Raw genomic sequence first — 22,563 nt, forward strand, 5'->3', positions numbered from 1 at the left:
GCATCTTTTGCTATATACCTCTGTGATCGCTATCTTGCGGACATGCATCTTATCCGTATCTTTTTCGGCAAATGGGTATCGCTGCTTTTTTGTATGCTCCTTGCCACTGCATTGCATGCGCAGCAGGGCAAATGCGTACTAAAGGGCAACATCATAGCCAAGGATGGGCCCACATATCCCTATCGGCTGGAGCTGGATATAGCTGGCACTACAGGTAAAGGTATCTCCATTACCGAGCAGGATGGCATGTCCGTACGCATGAAGGTGAACGTGCAGGTGCGCAGGGATATGAAGGTAATGGTGGTGACAGAGAATGCCGCCCTGGGCAAGCTGCCCGACTCTATGGATGTATGCTATGTGACCGCCCTGCTGCGCTGGAAGACAAAGAAAGGCAAGGTGCAGTTGACAGGCGTATTCTCCGGTAAGGATAAAAATAAGGTGGTATGCTACCAGGGCACGCTGGAAATGACGGGAGATACCAATGAGGTGCCCTTTAAGGAAGCAACTGCAAAAGAGCCCGCCAAAATACCCGCCATCGCCGATACCATTACCACCGCTACCGATAAGATAACCGAGGGGGTGGATAAACGCCTGCAATGGCGGTCGCCGGTGTGTACGCTGGAGGTATGGGATGGCGGTGTGGTAGATGGCGATGCCCTCACCATATTGCATAATGGCGCACCCTTGCTCACCGACCATACGCTTACCGGCGAGCATACACGGCTGGTAGTGCCGCTTACAGGCAAGAACGATACATTTACCTTCGTAGCGGGCGACGAGGGCGCGGCGCCACCTAATACGGCACAGATACTGCTTATAGATGGCGACGAACGGTACGACCTCACCGCATTCAACAAAAAAGGAAGGTCGGCTAAAATAGTATTGACGAAGTAGCCACCCTTGTCAGGCAAATGGAGTTCATAAAGAAATATCACAGGCTATTGCTGGCGCTTATACCCCTTATAAGCCTGGCGCTTCACTGGTATGTCTTCGACCTGGACCTTGTGGGCATACATGTATGGCGGCAGACCAAGACCCAGCAGGTCATCAACAATTTCTTCCGCGAGGATATGAACATCTTCCACCCCCGCTGCAACAATATGGCCTATCCCGATAGGCTGCTGCTGCAGGAGTTCCCCATTATGCAGTGGCTATTTGCGGTGGTGCATAAGGTACTGGGGCCATCGGTGGCCATCTCGCGGGTATTGTCCTTCATAGTGGGTCTGTTCTCGGTATATGGTATGTACAGGCTTGCCCGCAATATCTTCGGGCATACGGCTATCGCCACCATATGTGCCTGGTGTTTCGCTTTTTCCCCGGTATTCCATTATTACATGGTAAACCCCATGCCCGATAACTTCAGCATGTGTACCGCTATATGGAGCCTTGCGTTTTTCTACGAATATGTGAATATAAGGCAGCATAACACAAGCAACCCACCTCCCTCTCCCCGGGAGAGGGCCGGGGAGAGGCTTCTTTTCCTCTCCGCGCTCTTCCTATGCCTTGCCACACTGGCCAAGCTGCCCTTTGTCATATATGGCATAGTAGTACCCGTGTACCTGCTGGCAGAGCTCAGGGCAGGGTGCATGCAGCTAAAACGCGCGCTCGCGGTGGCCGGTATATATGCGCTTATAGTGCTTCCGGCCTTTGTATGGTACATCAGCGTCATACACACCTGGGGCGATAACATGATCATTGCCGGTGTCACAGATGCTAAGGAAAGCGTAGGAGAATTGTTCTCCATTCTCCTCAAGATCACCGTGTCCATGCTGCCCGAGCTGCTCATCAATTATGGCGCCACACCGCTTTTTGCGGCAGGGCTGTATTTTATGGTCAGGGGAAAAGTATATCGCAGGCCATACTTTATACTGCTGGCATCGCTGGGCGTGGTAGTACTGTTCTATTTCTTTTTCGAGATAAACGCTATCTCTACCGTACACGATTATTATATGTTCCCCTTCCTTCCGCCCATCTTCCTGCTGGTGGCATATGGGGCATCGCGGCTGCTGGCTATGGCCCGGCCTGTTCGCATATTCGCGGCTGTATGCCTTGTGGTCTTGCCGGTCACAGCCTTTATTCGCTGTTATTCCCGTTGGGATGTAGCCTCCGATACCGGTTTCGAGCCCGCATTCTACCGCTACAAGGACGAGATACGCAGCCTGACCCCACCCGGCGCCCTATGCATAGCAGGCAACGACCCCAGCGATATGGTATTGCTGTACTACATAGACCGCAAGGGCTGGAGCTATGATAATGACGATATGAGCGCAGATCTGCTATCTTCATACATGCAACGGGGCGCAAAGTACCTGTACACCACGGGCAATGTAGATACACGGCCGGGTGTACAGGAACACCTGGGGCAGAAGCTGTTCGATAAAGATGGCCTGCGCGTATATGAACTGAAATAAGAAAGACCGGATGAACAGGTTTTGGATATTAGGTATAATGGTGCTGTTTGCGGCCGGCTGTAAAAAAGACCAGCTGCGGACAGATAATGTTTACTCTCTTGCCAGCAATACCACCGACAGGCTGAATAAGGTAAGGTTCATTAGCGATAAGGAATGTTTCGTAGCAGGTGGCGAGCTATACGACCGTGCTACCGTACTGCACTCTACCGATGGCGGCTATACCTGGACGGCAGGGTCTTATCCTGCGGCGGGCAAGGGATTGTATGGTTTTGCGGTATCGCCCGCAGGGGCCATGTATATGTGCGGTACCGATGGGGTAGTGCTTCACTCGCGCGATACCGGGCGCAACTGGCTTTTGGGCCGCATACTGAACTGGAACTACTACATAGCCGCTGCCTACCCGGTAGAGGATACGGGCATCTTCATAAGTACGGTACTGCAGCGCGCCAGCGCCATAGTGCAGGTCGATACAGCATTCAACATCATCAGCCAGGATACCTTCCAGTTCGGGCTCAATAATATCTATATGACCGGCCCGTCCACGGGGTATGCCATAGGCTATGGCGTGGTGCTGAAGACCACCGATCACCGCCGCACATGGGCCTACCAGGATGTAGAGGGCGACAATTTCACTGCCATGAGCATACTGGGCAACGAGATATGGATGTGCGGGGCCAATGGCAGTATCTTCCACACCACCGATGGTGGCGCCCATTGGCAGCGCCTGCGCAATGGCAACAGCCTGTCCATACCCCGCTACATGCTGCGCGATATACTCTTTACCGACCTTCTGCATGGCTGGGCTGTGGGCGATGAGGGCCTCATAATATGCACCGAGGATGGTGGCCGCAACTGGCGGGAATACGAGCGTTTTACCTCCTATGCCCTGCGCAGCATTACCCTATGTCCCAATGGCGATATGCTGGTGGTGGGCGATAAAGGAGGTATCTACCGCATAGTGCGCTAGAAGCTCATACCGAAGCCGAACTCCGCCAGCTCTGCAGTGGACAGATGTGTTTTCAGGAAGGCGCAGAGGTACATCTCTTTTACGAATGCCTTGTCATTGCGGCTCAGGTACAGGTTGCCGCCGAGTTTCTGGTACAGTTTGCCCTGTGACTGGAAGGCCTGTTTCACATAGTAGCCTACCTGCAGCACCACGCCCAGCCGCCCCAGTATGAACTCATTGCCCGCCAGTACGGCCATTTTATAGGCGTGCTGTTTCTCCGTGCCCGGCTCTACAAAGCTGTTGTTGCGCAGGAAGGCCGTTATCTGCTGATGGTAAGAGTAGTCCAGCCCTATCAGCGCCTTGTTCTTGCTTATCCACCGTTTGCTGGCCAGTGCCGTTACCAGGTATACAGGGTAGGAGGGGCCTTCCGGCGCGTTCGATCCCGTATAGGCCAGCCCCAGCCTGAACTGGCCCAGCCATCGCCTGCTCAGTGGCTGCAATTCGTGCTTTATGGGCTTAGGTGCATCTGTTACCGGGAAATATTTGAAGCCCACATGTACCCCTGCCAGGTTTATACCCAGGTTCGGCTGGCGGAAGGATGCATTGGAGATATGCGAGAAGTTCACCCCGGCCTGTACATGCAGGTGGCTGCTTACTTTGTAGCGCAGGTCCATCATAAAGGATGCATAGTCGTTCAGGTGGCTGCTTATAGCGTTGTTCTGGGTGTCTATGGGGGCCACGCGCGAGTATTTGCGGGTCACGAAGCCTGCGCCATCGCCTATGCGCACCGTCCAGCGCAGGCGGTCGCCTGCTATAAGCGGTATCTCTATATTGGGATATATACTGAAACAGCGGCCGTATACCGAGTCTATACCATAGTTGGTATAGGCAAGCCCTATACCTATGGTCGGGTATCGCCTGCGCTGATGCCAGTCGCGCTTGCCGTAGGTCTTCCATTGCAGGTTCAGGTCCAGCCCTGTAGATACATCGGGTACCGGCAGGCGGAACTTGGCCGTATGTTTTATCACCTTCCCGGCAAAGTAGTTCACATCCACGCAAAAACCTGCGCCCGGCCTGTTGTCCTGGGCAGGTGCGGCCTGTGCCGATAGCAGCAATAAAAGCACTGTGAGCGAGCGAAAAGGCATATGGATAGGGTAACAAATATAGGCGCAAATATCGTTTTGTGATGGGCGGTCGCTAACTTTACAGTAGAAGATGCGCAAGTGAAGTTCAAAAGCTACATATTGCCGGTAGTGGCCGGTACCATGGCCGGTGTGATGCTGCAGGTGCTGGGCGAAAAGGCGCTGCATGCCACGTACCCGCCTGCCGTGGGGGTGCAGCTCAATGCCAAGGAAGATTATGTGTCCTACATATCTACCCTGCCTGTTACTGCATTCATACTATTGCTTGTGAACTACATTATTTGCACCACCATCGCCGGTGCCATCGCCACCCTCATCCCCGATCATGACACAAAGAGGCCCGCGCTCATAACAGGCATCATCATTACCCTCGGCGCCATATTCAATGCCATGTTCATGCCTTTTCAGCCCATGTGGGTATCGGCTATGAGCATTATAGTAATGATACCATCGGCATTGCTGGGCTATATAGTGGGCCGTAGTATGCGCCAGCGCAAGACCAGCATTCCATCATCCCGTTAAAAAGGTACAGGGCCCATTCAGGCCCCGTATCGCATATTCTTACTTCGTTCTGCTGCTTACCACTTCTCCATGCTCTTTTTTATGATGCCCACGCATTCATCTATCTGCTTACGGTCTATCAGCAGCGGTGGTGCAAAGCGTATCCTGTCGCCATGGGTGGGTTTGGCCAGCAGGCCGTTCTCCTTCATTTCCATACATATTTCCCACGCGGCTTCCTTATTGGGGTGCTCTATCACTATGGCATTGAAGAGGCCTTTGCCCCTTACTACCGATATATGAGGGTGGTTCATGGCCAGCAGTTCCTGCCTCAGGTACTCGCCCTGTATGGCAGAGTTCTCGGCCATCTTTTCGTCCACCAGCACTTGCAGAGATGTTATGGCCACCTTGCAGGCCAGCGGGTTGCCTCCGTATGTCGATCCGTGCTCGCCCGGTTTTATGGTCAGCATTATCTCGTCATCGGCCAGCACTGCCGACACCGGCATCGTTCCGCCCGATAGCGCCTTGCCCAGCAGCAGTATGTCGGGGCGTACACCCTCGTGGTCGCAGGCCAGCATACGGCCGGTACGCGCCAGCCCGGTCTGTATCTCGTCGGCTATCAGCAGCACATCGGCCTCGCGGCACATGGCTGCGGCCTTTGCCAGGTAGCCGTCATCTGGTACTACTACGCCGGCCTCGCCCTGTATGGGCTCTACCATAAAGGCCACCACATTGGGGTCTTGCAGGGCTGCCTGCAGTGCGGCTATATTGTTGTAGGGTATCACCTCATAGCCCGGTGTGAAGGGGCCGAAATCGCGGCGCGAATCATTGTCGGTACTGAAGGATACTATATTTATGGTGCGGCCGTGAAAGTTATCGGCGCATACTATTATCTTGGCCTTGTTCGGCGCTACGCCCTTTACCTCGTAGCCCCAGCGGCGGGCCAGCTTCAGGCCGGTCTCTACGGCCTCGGCGCCCGTATTCATGGGCAGTACCTTGTCGTAGCCAAAGAAATGTGTGATGAACTCTGCGAACTCGCCCAGCATATTGTTATGAAAAGCGCGTGATGTAAGTGTCAGCTTCTGTGCCTGCTCTATGAAGGTCTTTATGATGCGCGGGTGGCAATGGCCCTGGTTGATGGCCGAATAGCCCGACAGGAAGTCGTAATAGCGACGGTCGTCTACGTCCCACACAAATACGCCTTCGCCACGGGTGAGCACTACGGGTAGGGGGTGGTAATTATGCGCGCCGAACTGCTCTTCCTTGTCCAGGAAATATTGTGTGCGCGGTGATATGGTGTTTACTGCATGCATACTGCAAAGTTAACATCTTTAGGGCATACAACCTTGTGCCCACGGCCCTGCATGTGTGCTTTAGTTGCCGATCTTGAAGTATTTTCGCCGCATGAAATTCCTGATAGCAGGCCTGGGTAATATAGGTAATGAATACGATGCCACCCGGCACAATATAGGCTTCGAGGTGGCCGATGCTTTCGTGCTGAAACATGGGGGGAATTACGCCCTCGACAGGCATGCTTTCATGTCCGAAGTGCGCTGGAAGGGCCGCACATTCATAGTACTGAAGCCCACTACTTATATGAACCTGAGCGGCAAGGCGGTAAAGTACTGGATGGACAAGGAAAAGATAGCGCTGGAGAACATATTAGTGATAATGGACGACCTGGCATTGCCTGTCGGTACACTACGCCTGCGCGGTAGCGGCAGCGATGCCGGGCACAATGGCCTCAAAAGCATTCAGCAGACCCTTATGACCGATAAGTATCCCCGGCTGCGCTTCGGTATAGGTAACGATTTCCCGAAGGGCAGGCAGGTAGAGTTCGTACTGGGCAAATGGAAACCCTCCGAAATGCCGGTGATAAAGGAAACACTGCTGAAAAGCGTGGATGCGATAGAATGTTTCGCTACGCAGGGTATCAGTAAGGCCATGAATGTATACAATACCTGACCGCCGCCGGGTACTATTTGATGATCTTCACCAGGCAGGTATCGTAGGTGCCATTACCTGTTTCCTGCCATTTGGCACATTCGGCCAGTGCGGTCTCGTTGTCCAGCCTGCGCTTGCTGAGGATAAAGACATTCTTCTTCTTCCCGTTGTAAGAGTTATTGTTCACGCATTCGCAAACGGTCTCCTGGCGCGCGCAGGACGACAATAATGACCCCGCAAAAAGTACCAGTAGGGTAGTGCGCCATATGCCAGTAGTGTAGGTCGGTCTCATGCGAAATGCGTTTTATGCATGCAAATATAATACCGGAACGGGTAACTGCGCTACCGCGGTATCCGTTCCGGCGTTTTCTGTATGGTCATCGTGCTGCATAGCCCAGCGCCTGTACCAGTGCAGGTGGCAGGGCAGGCAGCATGTTGCGTGGCAGCAGGAAGGATGTAAGCTCTGCCAGCTCTTTGAATATGTAGTGGCTGTCGGCAGCGCCGCGCAGGTACTCGGCACCTGTGCTGCCACCTGTGCCCACACGCTTGCCTATGGTGCGCTGCACCATGTGTATGTGCCTGTGCCGCCACATAGACAGTTGTTCGTCTATCTCCAGCAGGGTGGTCAGCAGTTCGTAGGGCAGTTGCAGCAGCGGCTGGTCGCGGTACAGCATTATGAACATCGCATTGCGCGATGCCTCTGCGCTGAATGCTCGCCCCTCGGGGTATTGTGCATTGTCTATGAATATAGAGTCGAATACCTTCACATTCGCCATCTCTGCCTCTGACAGGCCGCTTGTATAGGCTTCACGGTATTTTTTCCAGAATGCCGCATCCTCATTGCCCCAGTACGTCTTGTCGTTCACAAAAGGCATGCGTGCCAGCCATTCGTTCAGCAGTGATCGCAGCGACCGCTGCTCCTCGGCCTGCTTCACGCGTTCTATGTCGGCAGGGTTCAGTTGTGATAGGTAATATGCCTTGCCATGCCTGTGCTCGTAGTGCAGGCCCAGTGTGGCCTCTATCATCTTGAACTGTATGCTCTGGAACCCCGATGCCGGGCGCAGCAGGTCGCGGAAATCCAGGAAGTCCAGCGGGGTCATGGTCTCCAGTATGCCCATCTGCATCACGGCCACCTCCAGTATCTTACATACTCGTTTCAGGCGGTGTACGCTGTTGTATATATCGGGCGCATTGTCCTGTATGCTTGCCTGGCCGAATATGGTACGCACTATGCTCAGCTCATGCAGTATCTGCTTGAACCACAGCTCATATGCCTGGTGAATGATGATGAACAACATCTCATCATCGGCCTTTATGTCCTCCTTATCGCTCTCCGGGAATTGCGCGTTCAGTATCTTATCCAGTTGCAGGTACTCGCTATAGTATACCGGCTTACGTTGTTTCATATCCATTGGCTAAAATTAGTGAATGTTACAGGAAAGAGGATGATAATGGTCATACGCTCAGTATCCTTATCATATCTATCAGGTCGGCGCTTATAGGGGTGGTGCCCTTTATCACATTGGTAAAAGGGGTATGCACTATCTCGTTGTTCACTATACCTATCATCACCTGTGTGTCGCCACTGCGCAGCGCGTTCACAGCGGCATGGCCCATGCGGCTGGCCAGTACCCTGTCGGTATACGTCGGCGATCCGCCCCTCTGTATATGTCCCAGCACACAGGCGCGCACGTCTAGCCTTGGGAAGCGTTCCGTTATACTTGCGTGTACCTCTGTAGCGCCGCCAAAGTCGTCGCCCTCGGCTACCACAATTATATGTACCGCTTTCTTGCGCAGCTCGTCGGCCTCTATCTTGTTCAGCAGTTCGTCTATATGCGTCACGGTCTCGGGTATCAATATATCTTCCGCGCCGCAGGCTATACCGCTGTTCAGTGCTATGTAGCCCGCATCGCGGCCCATCAGCTCTATCACAAATACGCGGTCGTGCGCCTCTGCGGTATCGCGTATCTTGTCTATGGCCTCTACCGCAGTGTTCACCGCTGTATCGAACCCTATCGTCAGGTCAGTGCCAGACAGGTCCTTATCTATAGTGCCCGGCAGACCTACCGCAGGTATGGTATACTGCTCGAAGAACTTTACCGCGCCCCTGAAGGTGCCATCGCCGCCTATCAGCACCAGCCCTTCTATGCCATGTTTCTGTAGCTGCTCATATGCTTTCTGCATACCTTCCGGCGTCATGAATTCCTTGCTGCGTGCGGTCTTCAGTATGGTGCCCCCACGCTGTATGATGTTCGATACATCGGTGGTCTGCATCAGTTGTATGTCGCCATCTATCATGCCCTGGTAGCCGCGTCTTATACCATATACGTTCATGCCATGGTATACGCCGGTACGCACCACCGCCCTAATGGCGGCATTCATGCCTGGGCTATCCCCGCCCGATGTCAGTACTCCTATGTTCTTCATATGTGTCCTGTTTGGTAGCTACAGGTTACAAATGTAAAGCCCCTGTCTTGTAAACAGGGGCTTTAACAAAAATATCTACTACACATTTATCACATCACCACTCATCGCGTTCCTCACATTATCGCATTGTCGAATTGCCGCATTATTCACCCATCAGCTTCATCAGCTCGTTCAGCTTGGGCTCCAGTATTATCTCCGTGCGCCTGTTCTGGCCACGGCCTTCAGGTGTGCTGTTGGGTGCTATGGGGTCGTACTCGCTGCGGCCGCTGGCTACCAGCTTGGCAGGTACCACATGGTAGTCGTCTATCAGCACATGGGCTATAGATGTGGCGCGCGCCGTGCTCAGTTCCCAGTTGTCAGCGAATTTCGCAGTACGAATAGGAATGCTGTCGGTATGCCCTTCTATATTGATGTTTATGTCCGAGCTTGTGTTCAGTACGCCTGCTACTTTCGACAGGGCTTCCTTGCCCTTTGGGTTCACCACCGCGCTGCCCGATGGGAACAGCAGGCTTTCCTGCATGCTTATGTACACCTTGCCGTTCTTCATCTTCACCGTCAGCTCGCTGCTGTTGAAGCCTTTCAGCGCCTCGGCTATCTTGCTGCGCAGGGCCTCTGCGGCTTGTTTCTGCTGGTCCAGCAGGGCCTGTAGTTGTTCCAGTCGCTTGCGCTGTTCATCTACCTGGTCGCGGGTATTGCGTAGCTGGCGTTTGGTGCTTTCTTTCTCATCGCCCAGTACGTTCACCTTATTGGTCAGGTCGCGTATAGCGCTTTCATTATTGCTGATGCTGTCTCTCAGCCGTCCTATACGGGCGTTCAGCGCGGCCACGGTATTGTTCAGGTCGGTATTGGTGGCGTTCAGCTTTTTATTGAGCGCTATCTGCTCGTCCAGCTGCTTGCCCAGGGCTATCTTTTCTGCTTTTTCCTTCTCTGCACGCTGTGTCTCTGCATCATATTTCTTTTTAGAAACGATGCATGACGATAACAGGGACATGGAAAGGCATATGCCCGATACGATGGTCAGTGATCTTTTCATTGTTGTGAATTTTTAGAATGGGGGTGCAAAAACTGTACCAGCCGCAAAGTTAGTAAGTTTTCCATTGCATCGTCGCTTATCCGTTCCGCTCACTTCCGGTAGTAAGTATACCTGTACACTACACTGTTCTGCGGGCTGCGTTTTCCCTTTTTCTCTGTATACGTCACAGTTCTTGTTACGTTACCTGCGCTGTCATATTCGTGCTCCAGTACCGTTCTTGTGTCGGCGGGTGCATCACTGGCGTCATAATTAGTATGTTCCACCATATTGCCGCTGGTATCATATGCATATGCCGCCCGCCCGCTGAACCGGCCTTTGCCATCATACATCTTTATCTCCACATGCTTACCGCGGCCGTCGTTCGTCATTACGCTCTTGCTGGTCATAGAGTCGCCCACATATAGCTGCAACGACACTATGCTGCCATACAGGTCGTAGGTAGCGGTGCGTGTCATATATGGTGTCCTGTCAGGGAAGAGGTCGGCGAGCACCACCTGGTCGCCCATATTGTTGTAGTTGCTGCGGCTAAGGCTGCGTATCTTATTGCCCGATGCGTATTCGGTCACGCTCGTTTCGTTGCCCTGCTCGTCATAGGTATATTCTTTCCTGCCGCTGATTGCCGGGTCATTGGCGCGTGTCTCTGCTTTTATTTTATTGCCTTTTGTGTCGTAGGCAAAGGTCGTAGTATCTTGTACCCCCTTTGCTATCATATTCAGCATCCAGCGGGTCAGCTTGCCTGTTTTGTCATACTCATACACACATTCCCACTTTTTGTTCCCTTTTTTGTCCCATGCATCCTGTCGGGTCAGCCGGCCTTGCTCGTCATATACGTTCAGGCCGCTGTCTCTCAGTGCCCGTTCGGCTTTAGTATCATACCCATAGGTGGTGTATGCTACCGTATGTACCACGCCACGCAGGTTGTTCTCCCCGGCCGTGAGGGGTATCTGCACCACGCGCACTTTTTCTATTATGCGGCCCTTTACCCGTGTCCGGGCGCTCTTTTTTACTATTATCCCGTTGTTCTCGTTCTCTTTCTTATTCTCCCCGCACGATATGGCCATTGTTGCCATCAACCATATTGCCAGCCACAGGCCATATCTTGTTGTCATACCCGCAAATTTACGCCAGTATCTTTCGTATACACGCTTATTCCTATGCCTCGATGGACGATCTTTTATATTCACCAAATAGGTTATCGGTGATCAGTGTATCCATGTGAATTGTTCAATGTACATTTTTAAATATTGTTTATAATAAAATCCAATTTTAATCAATAACATTTGCATAACTTACATGCGCATTGATAAAAGGAATGCGTACAGGAACGACCCAATAAAAGAGGATCCTGTTAAAAACATACTCTTGTATGAATGTATTTAATATCGTGCTGGCTATTATTCGCCGGCGGTGTGTGCATGTGAATGTCCCCTATGATGGCTGTCTCGACGATATACGGTCTGAGATAGATGCCATGTATCATGAGAACATCGACTTTTACCTCGATTTTCTGCAGGACCTGGGGCTGATAAAGTACAATATGCAGGAAAAGGCCATAAGCCTTACCGAAAGAGGCAGGTATACCGAGACCCTTTTTAGCTAAAAGCAGGAACAGCGCAGGCACCGGCCTACGCTGTTCGTAAAAGTAATATCATTATCTGCCTTACGGCAGGGGCTTATCAACTGAATGCATTTATACCGGTCACGTCCATACCTGTTATCAGCAGGTGTATGTCGTGCGTACCCTCGTATGTCACCACCGACTCCAGGTTCATCATGTGGCGCATGATGCTGAATTCGCCTGTTATGCCCATACCACCCAGTATCTGCCTTGCCTCGCGCGATACCTTCAGGGCTATGTCGCAGCTATTGCGTTTGGCCATAGATATCTGTGCAGGCGTAGCGCGGTCCTCATTGCGCAGCACACCCAGGCGCCAGTTCAGCAACTGGCTCTTGGTTATCTCCGTTATCATTTCTGCCAGCTTCTTCTGCGTCAGCTGGAAGCCCGCTATCGGCCGCCCGAACTGTTCGCGCTGCTTGGCGTAGCGCAGGGCCGTATCGTAGCAGTCCATAGCGCAGCCCAGTGCGCCCCATGCTATACCGTAGCGCGCGCTCGACAGGCAGGTAAGCGGTCCCTTCAGGCCCTTTACACCGGGCAGTATGTTCTCTTTAGGCACCTTCACGTTATCGAACACCAGCTCGCCCGTGGCCGATGCGCGCAGCGACCATTTGCCATGTGTCTCAGGAGTGGTAAAGCCTTCCATACCGCGTTCCAGTATCAGGCCCTGTATCTCGCCCTGCTCGTTCTTGGCCCATACTACGGCCACATCGGCAAAGGGAGCGTTCGATATCCACATCTTCGATCCGTTCAGTATCACATGGTCGCCGGCATCTTTGAAGTTGCTCAGCATACCGGCGGGGTTAGAGCCGTGGTTCGGCTCTGTGAGGCCGAAACAGCCCATCATTTCACCTGTGGCCAGCTTGGGCAGGTATTTCATCTTCTGCTCCTCGCTGCCGAACTTGTATATGGGGAACATGACCAGCGAGCCCTGTACCGATGCTGTAGAGCGTATGCCCGAGTCGCAGCGTTCCAGTTCCTGCATCATGATGCCATAAGTGATATAGTCCAGCCCGGGGCCACCGTATTTCTGTGGCAGGAAGGGGCCGAAACAGCCTGTCTCTCCCAGGCCTTTTATCAGCTGTTTGGGAAATTCCGCACGCTGCGCATACTCTTCTATTATGGGCGATATCTCTTTCTTTACAAATGAGCGAACCGTATCGCGTATCAGTTTCTGTTCTTCGGTCAAAAGTTCATCTAAAAGGTAATAGTCGGGATGCTGGTACAGATCTTTTTCCATTTTTGTTAAAGTTGACGTGAATTGTGGCGCAAAGGTAGCATTTTTGACATATTGGTATAATTTTGCACTACGAAATGTCAGGTATCAGCGGCGCCCTCTTCACTTTATAGCCTTATAATAATTATCCATGACCGTTATAAGTCAATACTGTACCACATTCCGGGCATTCTCTACGATATGTGACGCTTATTTATCATGGTGTTCACTAAATGTGGAACATTATTTGCGGCAATAACAGAGTATTGTTAAAGACATCACAGATCTGGCGGACGTATCAAACGAAATGCATGAATACCACGCCTTTAGTAAGGCAGAACGGACAGTGGGTTTTGACAATGGAATGTAATTTTTGTAATATCCCTTAAGTAACAAATTTATTATGAGGCAGTTAAAGATAGCCACCCAGATCACTAACCGAGATTCACAGGCTGTAGAGAAGTACTTGCAGGAGATAAGCAAGATATCTATGATAACACCCGAGGAAGAGACCACCCTTGCCCAGAAGATACACATGGGCGACCAGCGCGCGCTGGAAAAACTGGTGAAATCGAACCTCCGTTTCGTGGTATCTGTGGCAAAACAATACCAACACCAGGGCCTTTCACTTTCCGACCTTATCAATGAGGGCAACCTGGGGCTTATAAAGGCAGCACAGCGTTTCGATGAGACCAAAGGCTTCAAATTCATCTCCTATGCCGTATGGTGGATCCGCCAGTCCATACTACAGGCGCTGGCAGAGCAGGGCCGCCTTGTGCGCCTGCCGCAGAACAAGATAGGCACTTACAACAAGGCCAATAAAGCCTTCATAGCCTTTGAGCAGGAGAACGAGCGCGAACCATCTACCGAAGAGCTGGCCGATATACTGGATATGAGCGAGACCGAGGTAACGAACATATTCACCAGCAATACCCGCCACACATCGCTCGATGCCCCCGTGCACGAGGCCGAGGATGTGGCCATGGGCGACCTACTGGAAGGCAGCAGCGATACCGATACCGATGTGATGAAAGACTCGCTGCGCAACGAGATACGCCGCATACTGAAGTCGCTGAGCCAGCGCGAGGCCGAGATACTGGCCGCCTACTTTGGCCTGGAGGGCGATAATGGCCCCAGCATAGAAGAGATAGGCGAGAAGTACGACCTTACGAAAGAGCGCATACGCCAGATAAAGGAGCGCGCTATAAAGCGCCTGCAAAAGGCACGCTACAGCAACGCACTGAAAGTATACCTTGGCTAAAAGCGATATAGTAAGCAGACCCGATATGCAGAGCACACCATTACGGTGTGCTCTTTTTTTATGCCAATATATTACTGCCGGTCTAAAAAAATACGGGAAAAATACGGTATCGGTATAAATGACCGGCTCATACTTTTGCTGCCTGTGCGGCCGGTTATGAATAATGCTACATCTTGCTTATTTTTAGACTGTACCAAACACACATTTATCGTATGAGAAAAATATTAGCATTCGCATTACCCCTTTTTATGTCTTGCCTTCTTTTTTCCTGTGGTAGTAGTAGCGACCATCCAGAGAACGGCGATGCTAATATGGGGCCCGTGCCACCGATGGCTGAAATGGCAGCCATGACCGCCCATGATACTTTGGCCCCCGATCCGGGCGAAGTAGACCACCTCTTCAGGGTAACAGAGGCACTTACATATATTGAGAACTATAAGAATTCGGCAACGAAGGTGCCTCAGTACAGCTTCGTTTTCAAAACACAGGAACTGCTGGATTACCTGCAGGCCAGGGGCAACTCTATAGTAAATTTCGTGGTAGGGCAGAACGCTAATGAAGATAGCCTGTTCCTTTTCCTGGCATCGGTAGATGATAGTGGCAAGAACGAATACCTGAGCCGTAACGATACCTGCTTCCTGCTGGCAGGCACCAATTTTGTGAATATCCCCACTACACTGGAGCAGCAATCGTCCAATGTTATAGATACCTTTTTTATAGAGGCTATGAACGTTACCGATGCACAGAGCATGATAGACTATTACCAGCAGAGCTCAGCTATAAGGAACAAGAACAACGGATGGCTGTATAATGCCAACGACCTGGCGGGCTATCTGCATGCAGGCATCAATGCCGGTGGTATGGAGTATACACAGTTCATACTGGCCATGGATGGCAACAACATTATTCACCTGGTGATAGTAGGCTCTAACGACGGAACGAACCATATGTATATGGGATACAGAGGACAATCTTGCGTAATGGAGAACACTACACCCTGCCCACAATGCAACACTGTAAGCGGGGGGACTACCTTCGACCCTCCAATATGTACATACTGATGCTGTGATGGTAGATCTGCTCTTTTATATCTGTGTGGTGGTGTTGGCGTGTGCATGTGGGGTAGCTGCATGGAGGTACAAGATGCTGGATAAAGGGGCCAGGTTGTTGTTCTATATGTACATGGCATCGCTGGGTTGCGAACTAAGCGCGGTACTGCGATATTACTGGCCACAGCTGAAGAACCCCTGCTATCATGTATATAACCTGGTAGAGCTGATCATCATTACCATGTACTTTATGTATACGGTCGGGGTCAGAAAGCGGTTGTTGCTCATAGTGCTATGCCTTATATATTTAGGAGTGGAGATATTCAATACCATATATTTTCAGCCGCTTTCCGCAGTGAATACGAATGTGATCACTTTCGAGTGTTTCATGGTCATACCTATGGCATTGTATTCGCTATACCGGATATTGATAAATGACAATATCAGCAAGATCCAAAATTATGTTCACTTCTGGTTCTGGACCTTCTTTCTTGTGTATTTCAGTTCCAGTTTCTTTTTCTGGCAGTTCATAATATACTTCTACCGGCACGACAAGCTGTTCTATACCATATCTATCTACGGTCATATCATTGTCAACCTGGCGGTGTATACCGGTGTGCTGCTTACCTATTTGAGATACCCTAAAATGGCAAGGAATGGAGCTTGACAGGTCGGTAATAATATTCATTATGGGCTCGGTGCTGTTCATAGCGCTGGCTTTCGCCCTTATTGTATTTCTTGTCATACACAAGAAAAAAAGATACGAGCATTTACTGGAGAAACAAACTATGGAAAACAATTATCACAATCAGCTACTGTTGTCGCGAATGGAAGTGCAGGAGCAGTCTTTCCGCTATTTTTCGGAAGAGATACACGACAACATAGGCCAGCTCCTCAGTATCGTGAAGATGCAGTTGCACAACATACGCCGAAGTAGCAACGAGACCGAGATAGTGGCCCGTGCCAAAGATTGTACCGAGCTGCTGGGTAAGGCCATCTCCGACCTGCGCAACATCAGCCATACGCTCAACAGCGTATTCGTTACCAATGTAGGCCTGCCCGAGGCCGTAGAGAAAGACCTGGAATACATACGCTCTGCCAAGGACGTAAAGTGTACCCTGCACAATACCGGAGAGGATTACAGCATAGGCGAGGAGCGCGAGCTGCTGGTGTTCCGCATCATACAAGAGGCCATCGCCAATGCGGTGAAGCATGCTTCGCCCTCTGCCATAGATGTCTACCTCGATCATAAGCCACATATGCTGGTGGTGCGGGTAGTGGACAACGGCATGGGTTTCGAGGCCGGCAGCATCACAAAAAGTGGCATAGGCCTCAGCAACATGCAAATGCGTGCAGCCCTGCTGAAGGGGCGCCTCGATGTCGCTTCGGCGAAAGGTGGAGGTACCACTATCAGCTTACAGATAGATCGCGAAAGCGCTGCCGCATGATAGAATGCTGAAAGACCATTACTTTTATAGTGTTCGCTAACCTTTTTAAAGACCTGTATATGATACATATTGCGCTTGCCGACGACCATGCGCTCATTCGCAAAGGGGTTGCAGAGATGCTCTCCAAGTTCAGCGACATAAAGGTGATACTTGAAGCCGGTACCGGAAAAGAGCTTATTGCCAAGATGAGCAATGCCGACCCCATGCCCGAAGTCTGCATAGTAGATATAAATATGCCCGAGATGAATGGCTACGAAACGGCCACAGAACTAAAGAAGCGATGGCCTAAGGTAGGCATACTGGCGCTCTCTATGTACGATACCGAGCTGAATATCATAAAGATGCTGCGAAGTGGTGCACATGGCTACCTGCTGAAGGATGCCGATCCCGAAGAGTTGTTGCAGGCCATAGTGTCCATACACAAGCATGGGTTCTACTATTCCGACATCGTTACCGGCCGTATGCTCAATATTCTACATGACCCCGATGGCAAAACGAATGTAGACCTTACAGATAAAGAGCTGCAATTGCTGAAGTATTGCTGCACCGAGCTCACATACAAAGAGATAGCGAACGAGATGAACCTCAGCGCCCGCACCATAGACGGCTACCGCGAGACCCTCTTCCGCAAACTGAACATCACCACCCGCACCGGCCTGGCCATGTATGCCATAAAGGCCGGTATGGTCAGTATCAAGTAGTATCCATGTTTTCTTAATTACCACAGGCCGGTATCGAACGATACCGGCCTGCTGCTTATATGCCCATTCTCATGCTAGGATTTATATAGATCTCCACAACGAACATGTAATGCCATTGCCACGCCCTGTTCCTAATTTTATGTAGCAGGTACTATTGCCCGGCTATAAAAATGTAGGCCATGAGCTATCGTGAATACAGGAATTGCATAGACGCATGCCTGGAATGCGTAGATGTATGCAACCATTGCGCATCGTCCTGCCTCAAAGAGCAGAACGTTGGGCATATGACACGTTGCATACAACTGGACCTGGAGTGTGCGGCCATCTGCTATGCGACCGCGCAACTGATGAGCCTCGGCAGCCAGTACGCCCGCCAGTTGTGCAGCCTTTGTGCCACCATATGCCGCGAATGTGCCGATGAGTGCAGAATGCACCACAACGATCACTGCCGCGAATGTGCCGAGATATGTATGGAGTGTGCCGATGAATGTACACGAATGCTGGAACAGTAGAACCCTATTGCCTATGAGCGCCAACAAGAAAAAAACCTTCTGGAAAGAACTGGATGTACCCGTCATAAGACCGGGGTACAAGGGTACCGATAAGTTAAAGGACAGGATCGCCATCATCACAGGTGGCGATAGCGGTATTGGCCGCTCTGTGGCTATGCACTTTGCACGCGAGGGTGCAGATATAGCCATAGTGTACCTGCAGAGTGATGGCGATGCAAAGGAGACAGAAGAACTCATAACAGCCGAGGGACGGCAGTGCCTGCTACTGAAGGGCGACCTTGCCGGTGAGGCTTTTTGCCGCAAGGTAGTAGAGCGCACCGCAAAGCATTTTGGCCGTATAGACATACTGGTGAACAATGCAGGCATGCACCAGGAGGACAAGAAGGTAGAGGGCATAAGCCGCAAACAACTGGTACGCACTTTCGAGGTCAATCTTTTTCCGTTCTTCTACCTCTGCCGTTTTGCTATGCCGCATATGCCGCGTGGGGGCTGCATCATCAATACGGCATCGGTAGTGGCCTATCGTGGCAGCGAGCATCTTATGGATTATTCTGCTACCAAGGGCGCTGTAGTATCGTTCACTCGCTCGCTGGCAAAGAACCTTGCGGCTAAAAAGATAAGGGTGAACGAGGTAGCCCCGGGCCCCATATGGACACCCCTGGTCATAGAGGCATTCGATGCTGCACATCTCAAACAGTTCGGCAAGGACACGCCTATGGGCCGGGCAGGATACCCTTACGAGGTAGCGCCCGCATATGTCTACCTCGCGTGCGATGACAGCACATACGTTACCGGGCAAACGCTGCACGTCAATGGCGGCGATATGGTAACAGGCTGATGGAAAGAACAAAATATCATTTACCCAACATAAACACACACTAGCTATGAAGACTACTATCACTATCACGACCTTCGCATTATTCGCGCTCATGTTCAGTTCCTGTGGCTCGGGCAATAGCGATAATGGTTCAGAGACCACCTCTTATCCGGCCGTGGACTCACCTACGGGCGAACAGGTGGCCACACGGCCCGAACCTCCATACCTGCCTGCACCCTTTGCCACGAGGTCTGTAAAGAACTACAGCGATGTAGTAGGCTGGCCCGAAGGTGCGACACCGCATGCGCCGCAGGGCTTTACCGTTACCCGGTTCGCAGGAGATCTCGACAACCCCCGGTGGATATATGTAGGCCCCAATGGCGACATATTCGTTTGCGAATCGAAGGGCAAGGTCAATGTGGCCAAGGCTGTCAAGGCCATCGCATCGGGTGCTGCAAAGTCGGCCAATGAGAACAGGATGAAGGGTAGCGCCGATCGCATCACTATGTTCCGAGATGCCAATAACGATGGCATACCCGAGGAACGCCACGAGTTCCTTAAAGGGCTTAACCATCCATTGGGCATGCTCATAGTCAATGGCAAGTTCTATGTGGCCAATAACGATGCCGTGGTCGCATACCCTTACCAGGCTGGGCAGACCTCCATCACTGCGAAAGGCACCAAGGTAACAGATATACCCGCCGGCGCCGGGCACTGGACCCGTAATATCATTGCATCTTCAGACGGGGGTAAGATATACATAGCCGTGGGCTCTGGCAGCAATGTGGCAGAGAATGGTATGGAAAAAGAAGAGGGCCGCGCCATGATATGGGTAATGAATACCGATGGTACGGGCAAAAGGAAGTTCGCTACCGGGCTGCGCAATCCCGTAGGTATGGCATGGGCGCCCGGTGGCATGCTGTGGACGGCCGTGAACGAGCGCGATGAGCTGGGCGACGACCTTGTACCAGACTATATCACCAGCGTGCAGGATGGTGGCTTCTATGGCTGGCCATATTGCTACTGGGGCCAGAACGAGGACCCCCGTATGAAGGACAAGCAGCGCCCCGACCTCGTAAGCAAGGCCATAGTGCCCGATGTGTCCATGGGGCCACATACCGCTGCGCTTGGCCTCGCATTCGATAACGATAATGTTTTCCCCGGCAGGTACAAGGGCGGGGCATATGTGGGCCAGCATGGCTCGTGGAACCGCTCGGTGCTTTCGGGCTATGCCGTAGTGTTCGTGCCTTTCAAGGGTGGCGAGCCCGCAGGGAAGATGGAGCCCTTCCTTACCGGCTTTATAGCCGATAGTGCGCAGAGCAAGGTATATGGCAGGCCCGTAGGCGTTACCTTTACACGCAACGCCATGCTGGTGGCCGACGATGCCGGTAATACCATATGGCGGGTAGCGGCAAAATAAAGGACCTCCACAACTACAGCTCACCGACCCATGAAACGATATCACTTTTTGTTGCTGTCATGCGTTCCGCAGTTAGCGGCCGCGCAGGTAGATACCGCCATGCATACCGATAGCGCGGCACGCATTACCCGCGAGATACCGCCTGTGGTGGTAAGCGCCTATGGCTACTCCCGCACCCTGCGGCAGACCCCGGCCTCTGTTATTGCTATAGATGCCGCCCAATTGGGGAGGTACAGCAATACCACACCCCTGCAGGCCATCAATGCCATGCCCGGTGTGCGCATGGAAGAGCGTTCGCCGGGCAGCTACAGGCTCAATGTAAGGGGTACTGCCCTGCGGTCGCCCTTTGGTGTGCGCAATACGAAGATCTACTACAACGATATACCCCTTACCGATCCCAGTGGCTTCAGCTATTTCAGTCAGATAGGTTTCTTCAACATTGCCTCGCTGCAGCTTATCAAAGGCCCCGGCAGCAGCCTGTATGGTGCCGGCACTGGTGGTGTCATGCACATCAATAGCCTCAATGCCGATACCGTCACCGGTGGTCGTGCGTTTTACGAAATGGGCAGTTATGGGTTGGTCACCACCGCCAGCGAGGCCCGGCTGTGTGGCCCCGGTGGCAGCAGGCAGGTCATACGCATGCAGCGGGTCAATAGCTCGGGCTATCGCGATAGATCGGAGATGACGCGCACAGGCCTTTCATGGGATGGCATCATCACACAGCGGGGCAAGACCGAGATCCGTACCACATTTCTCTACAATGAGCTGAACTATGGTACTCCCGGTGCGCTCACCCTTGCCGAATACCAGGCCGACCCGCGCATGGCACGCCCTGCTGCCAATGGAGTACCGGGCGCTATAGAAAGCCGTGCCCAGGTATTGCAACGCAATCTGCTGGCAGGTTTCACCACCATGTACCAGCTTGGTCCCGCCCTCAGGAACACTACTACTCTTTACACCAGTTATACCACGCTGAAGAACCCTACCATACGCAATTACAGCCGCACTATTGAACCTCATTCTGGCGGGCGTACCACGTTCAGCTATACACCGGCGGTAAAGGAGGGCAGGCTGCAGGTGCTGGCGGGTAGCGAGGTGCAGTATGGCAATGTGTTCGCGCGTACATATACCAATGTAGACGGCAATGCCGGTATACTGCAGAGCGATGACGAGACGGGCAACTACCAGTATTCCGGCTTCGTGCAGGCTACATGGGGCTTTCGCCGGTGGATGCCCGAGGTGGGTATCAGTGTCACCAGGTATGGCACCACCATAGAGCGTTTTTCTGCGCCCGCATTTTCCGGCGCCCGCGATCATGATATAAATGTATCGCCCCGCATGGCAGTGTCTTACAATGTCACACGGCAGTACTACGCCTATGCCAGTGCGGCCAAAGGCTTTTCGCCGCCCACCAGTGCTGAGTTGTTGCCCACGGGCAGTAGTATGAACATGGCCCTGCGGCCCGAGGAAGGCTGGAACTATGAGCTGGGCTCCAAGGGTAATATTTCTCCGCGGTTCTCTTACGATGTAGGTGTATTCTACTTCGGGCTCATGAATGCCATTGTGCTGCGCAAGACCCTGGCCGGTGGTGATGAATACATCAATGCAGGCGCCACTAAGCAGATTGGGGTAGAGGCTATGATCAATTACCGTTCGCGCAATGATGGGGCGCACATGATATGGCTGAACGATTCATGGCTCAGTTATACAGGTTACGATATGCGCTACAAAGACCTGGTACAGGTAGCCACCGATCTCTCGGGAAACCGCCTGCCGGGTGTAGCACCCCATACCGTTGCCGCCGGTATCGATCTCGCCTCCAGGCAGGGCTTCGTACTGGCGCTTACCTATTTCTTTAGCGACAGGCTGCCGCTCAACGATATGAACACTACCTATGCCGATGCCTATCATATCCTCGATACCAGGCTCAGCTACCAGGAGGATATAGGCCGTGTATCGGGCCGTGTGTTCATAGGTGCCAACAACCTGCTGGACCAGCGCTATAGCCTGGGCAACGATATAAATGCTGCCGGTGGCCGCTACTACAATGCTGCTCCCGGCATCAATTTCTATGCCGGCCTGGTGGCCGAATATCATAGATGACAGATGTGAATGATGAGGTT

23 protein-coding genes are annotated in these 22,563 nt (G+C 52.2%); 15 read left to right on the top strand and 8 right to left on the bottom strand.

The window, feature by feature from the left end; all coding sequences use genetic code 11:
- Positions 1–42: 42 nt before the first annotated feature.
- From ABD843_RS01650 to ABD843_RS01660, 3 genes are read left to right on the top strand one after another with little or no spacing between them, the layout of a single operon-like run.
- Positions 43–894, top strand: a complete 852-nt coding sequence (locus ABD843_RS01650; RefSeq protein WP_345077523.1) for a hypothetical protein — start codon at positions 43–45, stop codon at positions 892–894.
- A 17-nt stretch (positions 895–911) separates the two neighbouring features.
- A complete protein-coding gene (locus ABD843_RS01655; RefSeq protein WP_345077526.1) occupies positions 912–2,411 on the top strand; it encodes an ArnT family glycosyltransferase in 1,500 nt (499 codons plus the stop codon).
- Positions 2,412–2,421: 10 nt separating this feature from the next.
- Positions 2,422–3,378 (top strand): WD40/YVTN/BNR-like repeat-containing protein, encoded by a 957-nt coding sequence (locus ABD843_RS01660; RefSeq protein WP_345077529.1) that lies wholly within the window; start codon positions 2,422–2,424, stop codon positions 3,376–3,378.
- On the opposite strand, the gene ABD843_RS01665 is transcribed toward ABD843_RS01660, so the two are convergent.
- Positions 3,375–4,502, bottom strand: a complete 1,128-nt coding sequence (locus ABD843_RS01665) for an acyloxyacyl hydrolase (RefSeq protein ID WP_345077532.1) — start codon at positions 4,500–4,502, stop codon at positions 3,375–3,377. The genes ABD843_RS01660 and ABD843_RS01665 overlap by 4 nt on opposite strands.
- A 78-nt stretch (positions 4,503–4,580) precedes the next feature.
- On the opposite strand from ABD843_RS01665, the gene ABD843_RS01670 reads away from it, so the two are divergent.
- Positions 4,581–5,021, top strand: coding sequence for a hypothetical protein (locus ABD843_RS01670; RefSeq protein WP_345077535.1), 441 nt, complete (start codon positions 4,581–4,583; stop codon positions 5,019–5,021).
- A 56-nt stretch (positions 5,022–5,077) separates the two neighbouring features.
- Here ABD843_RS01670 and rocD read toward each other — a convergent pair whose 3' ends face one another.
- Positions 5,078–6,310, bottom strand: coding sequence for an ornithine--oxo-acid transaminase (gene rocD, locus ABD843_RS01675; protein WP_345077538.1), 1,233 nt, complete (start codon positions 6,308–6,310; stop codon positions 5,078–5,080).
- A gap of 91 nt (positions 6,311–6,401) precedes the next feature.
- Here rocD and pth point away from each other — a divergent pair, with 91 nt between their 5' ends.
- Positions 6,402–6,962 carry an aminoacyl-tRNA hydrolase gene (gene pth / locus ABD843_RS01680; RefSeq protein WP_345077541.1) on the top strand — a complete coding sequence of 187 codons (561 nt, stop codon included), beginning with the start codon at positions 6,402–6,404 and terminating at the stop codon, positions 6,960–6,962.
- A gap of 13 nt (positions 6,963–6,975) precedes the next feature.
- Here pth and ABD843_RS01685 read toward each other — a convergent pair whose 3' ends face one another.
- From ABD843_RS01685 to ABD843_RS01705, 5 genes are all read right to left on the bottom strand, one after another.
- A complete protein-coding gene (locus tag ABD843_RS01685; RefSeq protein ID WP_345077544.1) occupies positions 6,976–7,233 on the bottom strand; it encodes a hypothetical protein in 258 nt (85 codons plus the stop codon).
- 85 nt (positions 7,234–7,318) lie between these two features.
- On the bottom strand, positions 7,319–8,347 hold the full coding sequence (locus tag ABD843_RS01690) for a tryptophan 2,3-dioxygenase (RefSeq protein ID WP_345077547.1): 1,029 nt from the start codon (positions 8,345–8,347) through the stop codon (positions 7,319–7,321).
- Positions 8,348–8,396: 49 nt separating this feature from the next.
- The gene (pfkA, locus tag ABD843_RS01695) at positions 8,397–9,368 is read right to left on the bottom strand and encodes a 6-phosphofructokinase (RefSeq protein ID WP_345077550.1); all 972 of its coding nucleotides are present in this window, start codon (positions 9,366–9,368) and stop codon (positions 8,397–8,399) included.
- Between the two features lie 142 nt (positions 9,369–9,510).
- Positions 9,511–10,401: an OmpA family protein gene (locus ABD843_RS01700; RefSeq protein WP_345077553.1), complete on the bottom strand. Its 891-nt coding sequence runs from the start codon at positions 10,399–10,401 to the stop codon at positions 9,511–9,513.
- An 89-nt stretch (positions 10,402–10,490) separates the two neighbouring features.
- On the bottom strand, positions 10,491–11,510 hold the full coding sequence (locus tag ABD843_RS01705; RefSeq protein WP_345077556.1) for a hypothetical protein: 1,020 nt from the start codon (positions 11,508–11,510) through the stop codon (positions 10,491–10,493).
- 257 nt (positions 11,511–11,767) lie between these two features.
- Between ABD843_RS01705 and ABD843_RS01710 the strand changes: the two genes are divergently transcribed.
- A complete protein-coding gene (locus ABD843_RS01710; RefSeq protein ID WP_345077559.1) occupies positions 11,768–12,001 on the top strand; it encodes a hypothetical protein in 234 nt (77 codons plus the stop codon).
- 76 nt (positions 12,002–12,077) lie between these two features.
- Here the strand turns inward: ABD843_RS01710 and ABD843_RS01715 are convergent, their stop codons facing one another.
- Complete coding sequence (locus ABD843_RS01715; protein ID WP_345077562.1) at positions 12,078–13,256, bottom strand: acyl-CoA dehydrogenase family protein; 1,179 nt, start codon at positions 13,254–13,256, stop codon at positions 12,078–12,080.
- Between the two features lie 379 nt (positions 13,257–13,635).
- Here ABD843_RS01715 and ABD843_RS01720 point away from each other — a divergent pair, with 379 nt between their 5' ends.
- The 9 genes from ABD843_RS01720 to ABD843_RS01760 all read left to right on the top strand — a co-directional run bounded on the left by ABD843_RS01720 (position 13,636) and on the right by ABD843_RS01760 (position 22,543).
- Positions 13,636–14,493 carry a sigma-70 family RNA polymerase sigma factor gene (locus ABD843_RS01720; RefSeq protein ID WP_345077565.1) on the top strand — a complete coding sequence of 286 codons (858 nt, stop codon included), beginning with the start codon at positions 13,636–13,638 and terminating at the stop codon, positions 14,491–14,493.
- Positions 14,494–14,705: 212 nt separating this feature from the next.
- Positions 14,706–15,554 (top strand): hypothetical protein, encoded by an 849-nt coding sequence (locus ABD843_RS01725; protein WP_345077568.1) that lies wholly within the window; start codon positions 14,706–14,708, stop codon positions 15,552–15,554.
- A gap of 4 nt (positions 15,555–15,558) precedes the next feature.
- Entirely contained in the window at positions 15,559–16,209 is a 651-nt protein-coding gene (locus ABD843_RS01730; RefSeq protein ID WP_345077570.1) for a hypothetical protein, read from the top strand.
- Positions 16,199–16,990 carry a sensor histidine kinase gene (locus ABD843_RS01735; RefSeq protein WP_345077573.1) on the top strand — a complete coding sequence of 264 codons (792 nt, stop codon included), beginning with the start codon at positions 16,199–16,201 and terminating at the stop codon, positions 16,988–16,990. The genes ABD843_RS01730 and ABD843_RS01735 overlap by 11 nt, the downstream gene beginning before the upstream one ends.
- Positions 16,991–17,049: 59 nt before the next feature.
- Positions 17,050–17,691 carry a response regulator gene (locus tag ABD843_RS01740; RefSeq protein WP_345077576.1) on the top strand — a complete coding sequence of 214 codons (642 nt, stop codon included), beginning with the start codon at positions 17,050–17,052 and terminating at the stop codon, positions 17,689–17,691.
- A gap of 179 nt (positions 17,692–17,870) precedes the next feature.
- Complete coding sequence (locus ABD843_RS01745; RefSeq protein ID WP_345077579.1) at positions 17,871–18,203, top strand: four-helix bundle copper-binding protein; 333 nt, start codon at positions 17,871–17,873, stop codon at positions 18,201–18,203.
- A 13-nt stretch (positions 18,204–18,216) separates the two neighbouring features.
- Positions 18,217–19,041 carry a glucose 1-dehydrogenase gene (locus ABD843_RS01750; protein ID WP_345077582.1) on the top strand — a complete coding sequence of 275 codons (825 nt, stop codon included), beginning with the start codon at positions 18,217–18,219 and terminating at the stop codon, positions 19,039–19,041.
- A 46-nt stretch (positions 19,042–19,087) separates the two neighbouring features.
- Positions 19,088–20,440, top strand: a complete 1,353-nt coding sequence (locus ABD843_RS01755; protein ID WP_345077585.1) for a PQQ-dependent sugar dehydrogenase — start codon at positions 19,088–19,090, stop codon at positions 20,438–20,440.
- Between the two features lie 30 nt (positions 20,441–20,470).
- The gene (locus tag ABD843_RS01760) at positions 20,471–22,543 is read left to right on the top strand and encodes a TonB-dependent receptor (protein WP_345077588.1); all 2,073 of its coding nucleotides are present in this window, start codon (positions 20,471–20,473) and stop codon (positions 22,541–22,543) included.
- The last annotated feature ends 20 nt before the right edge of the window (positions 22,544–22,563 follow it).

This window comes from Nemorincola caseinilytica, assembly GCF_039540515.1.
GTDB lineage: Bacteria > Bacteroidota > Bacteroidia > Chitinophagales > Chitinophagaceae > Nemorincola > Nemorincola caseinilytica.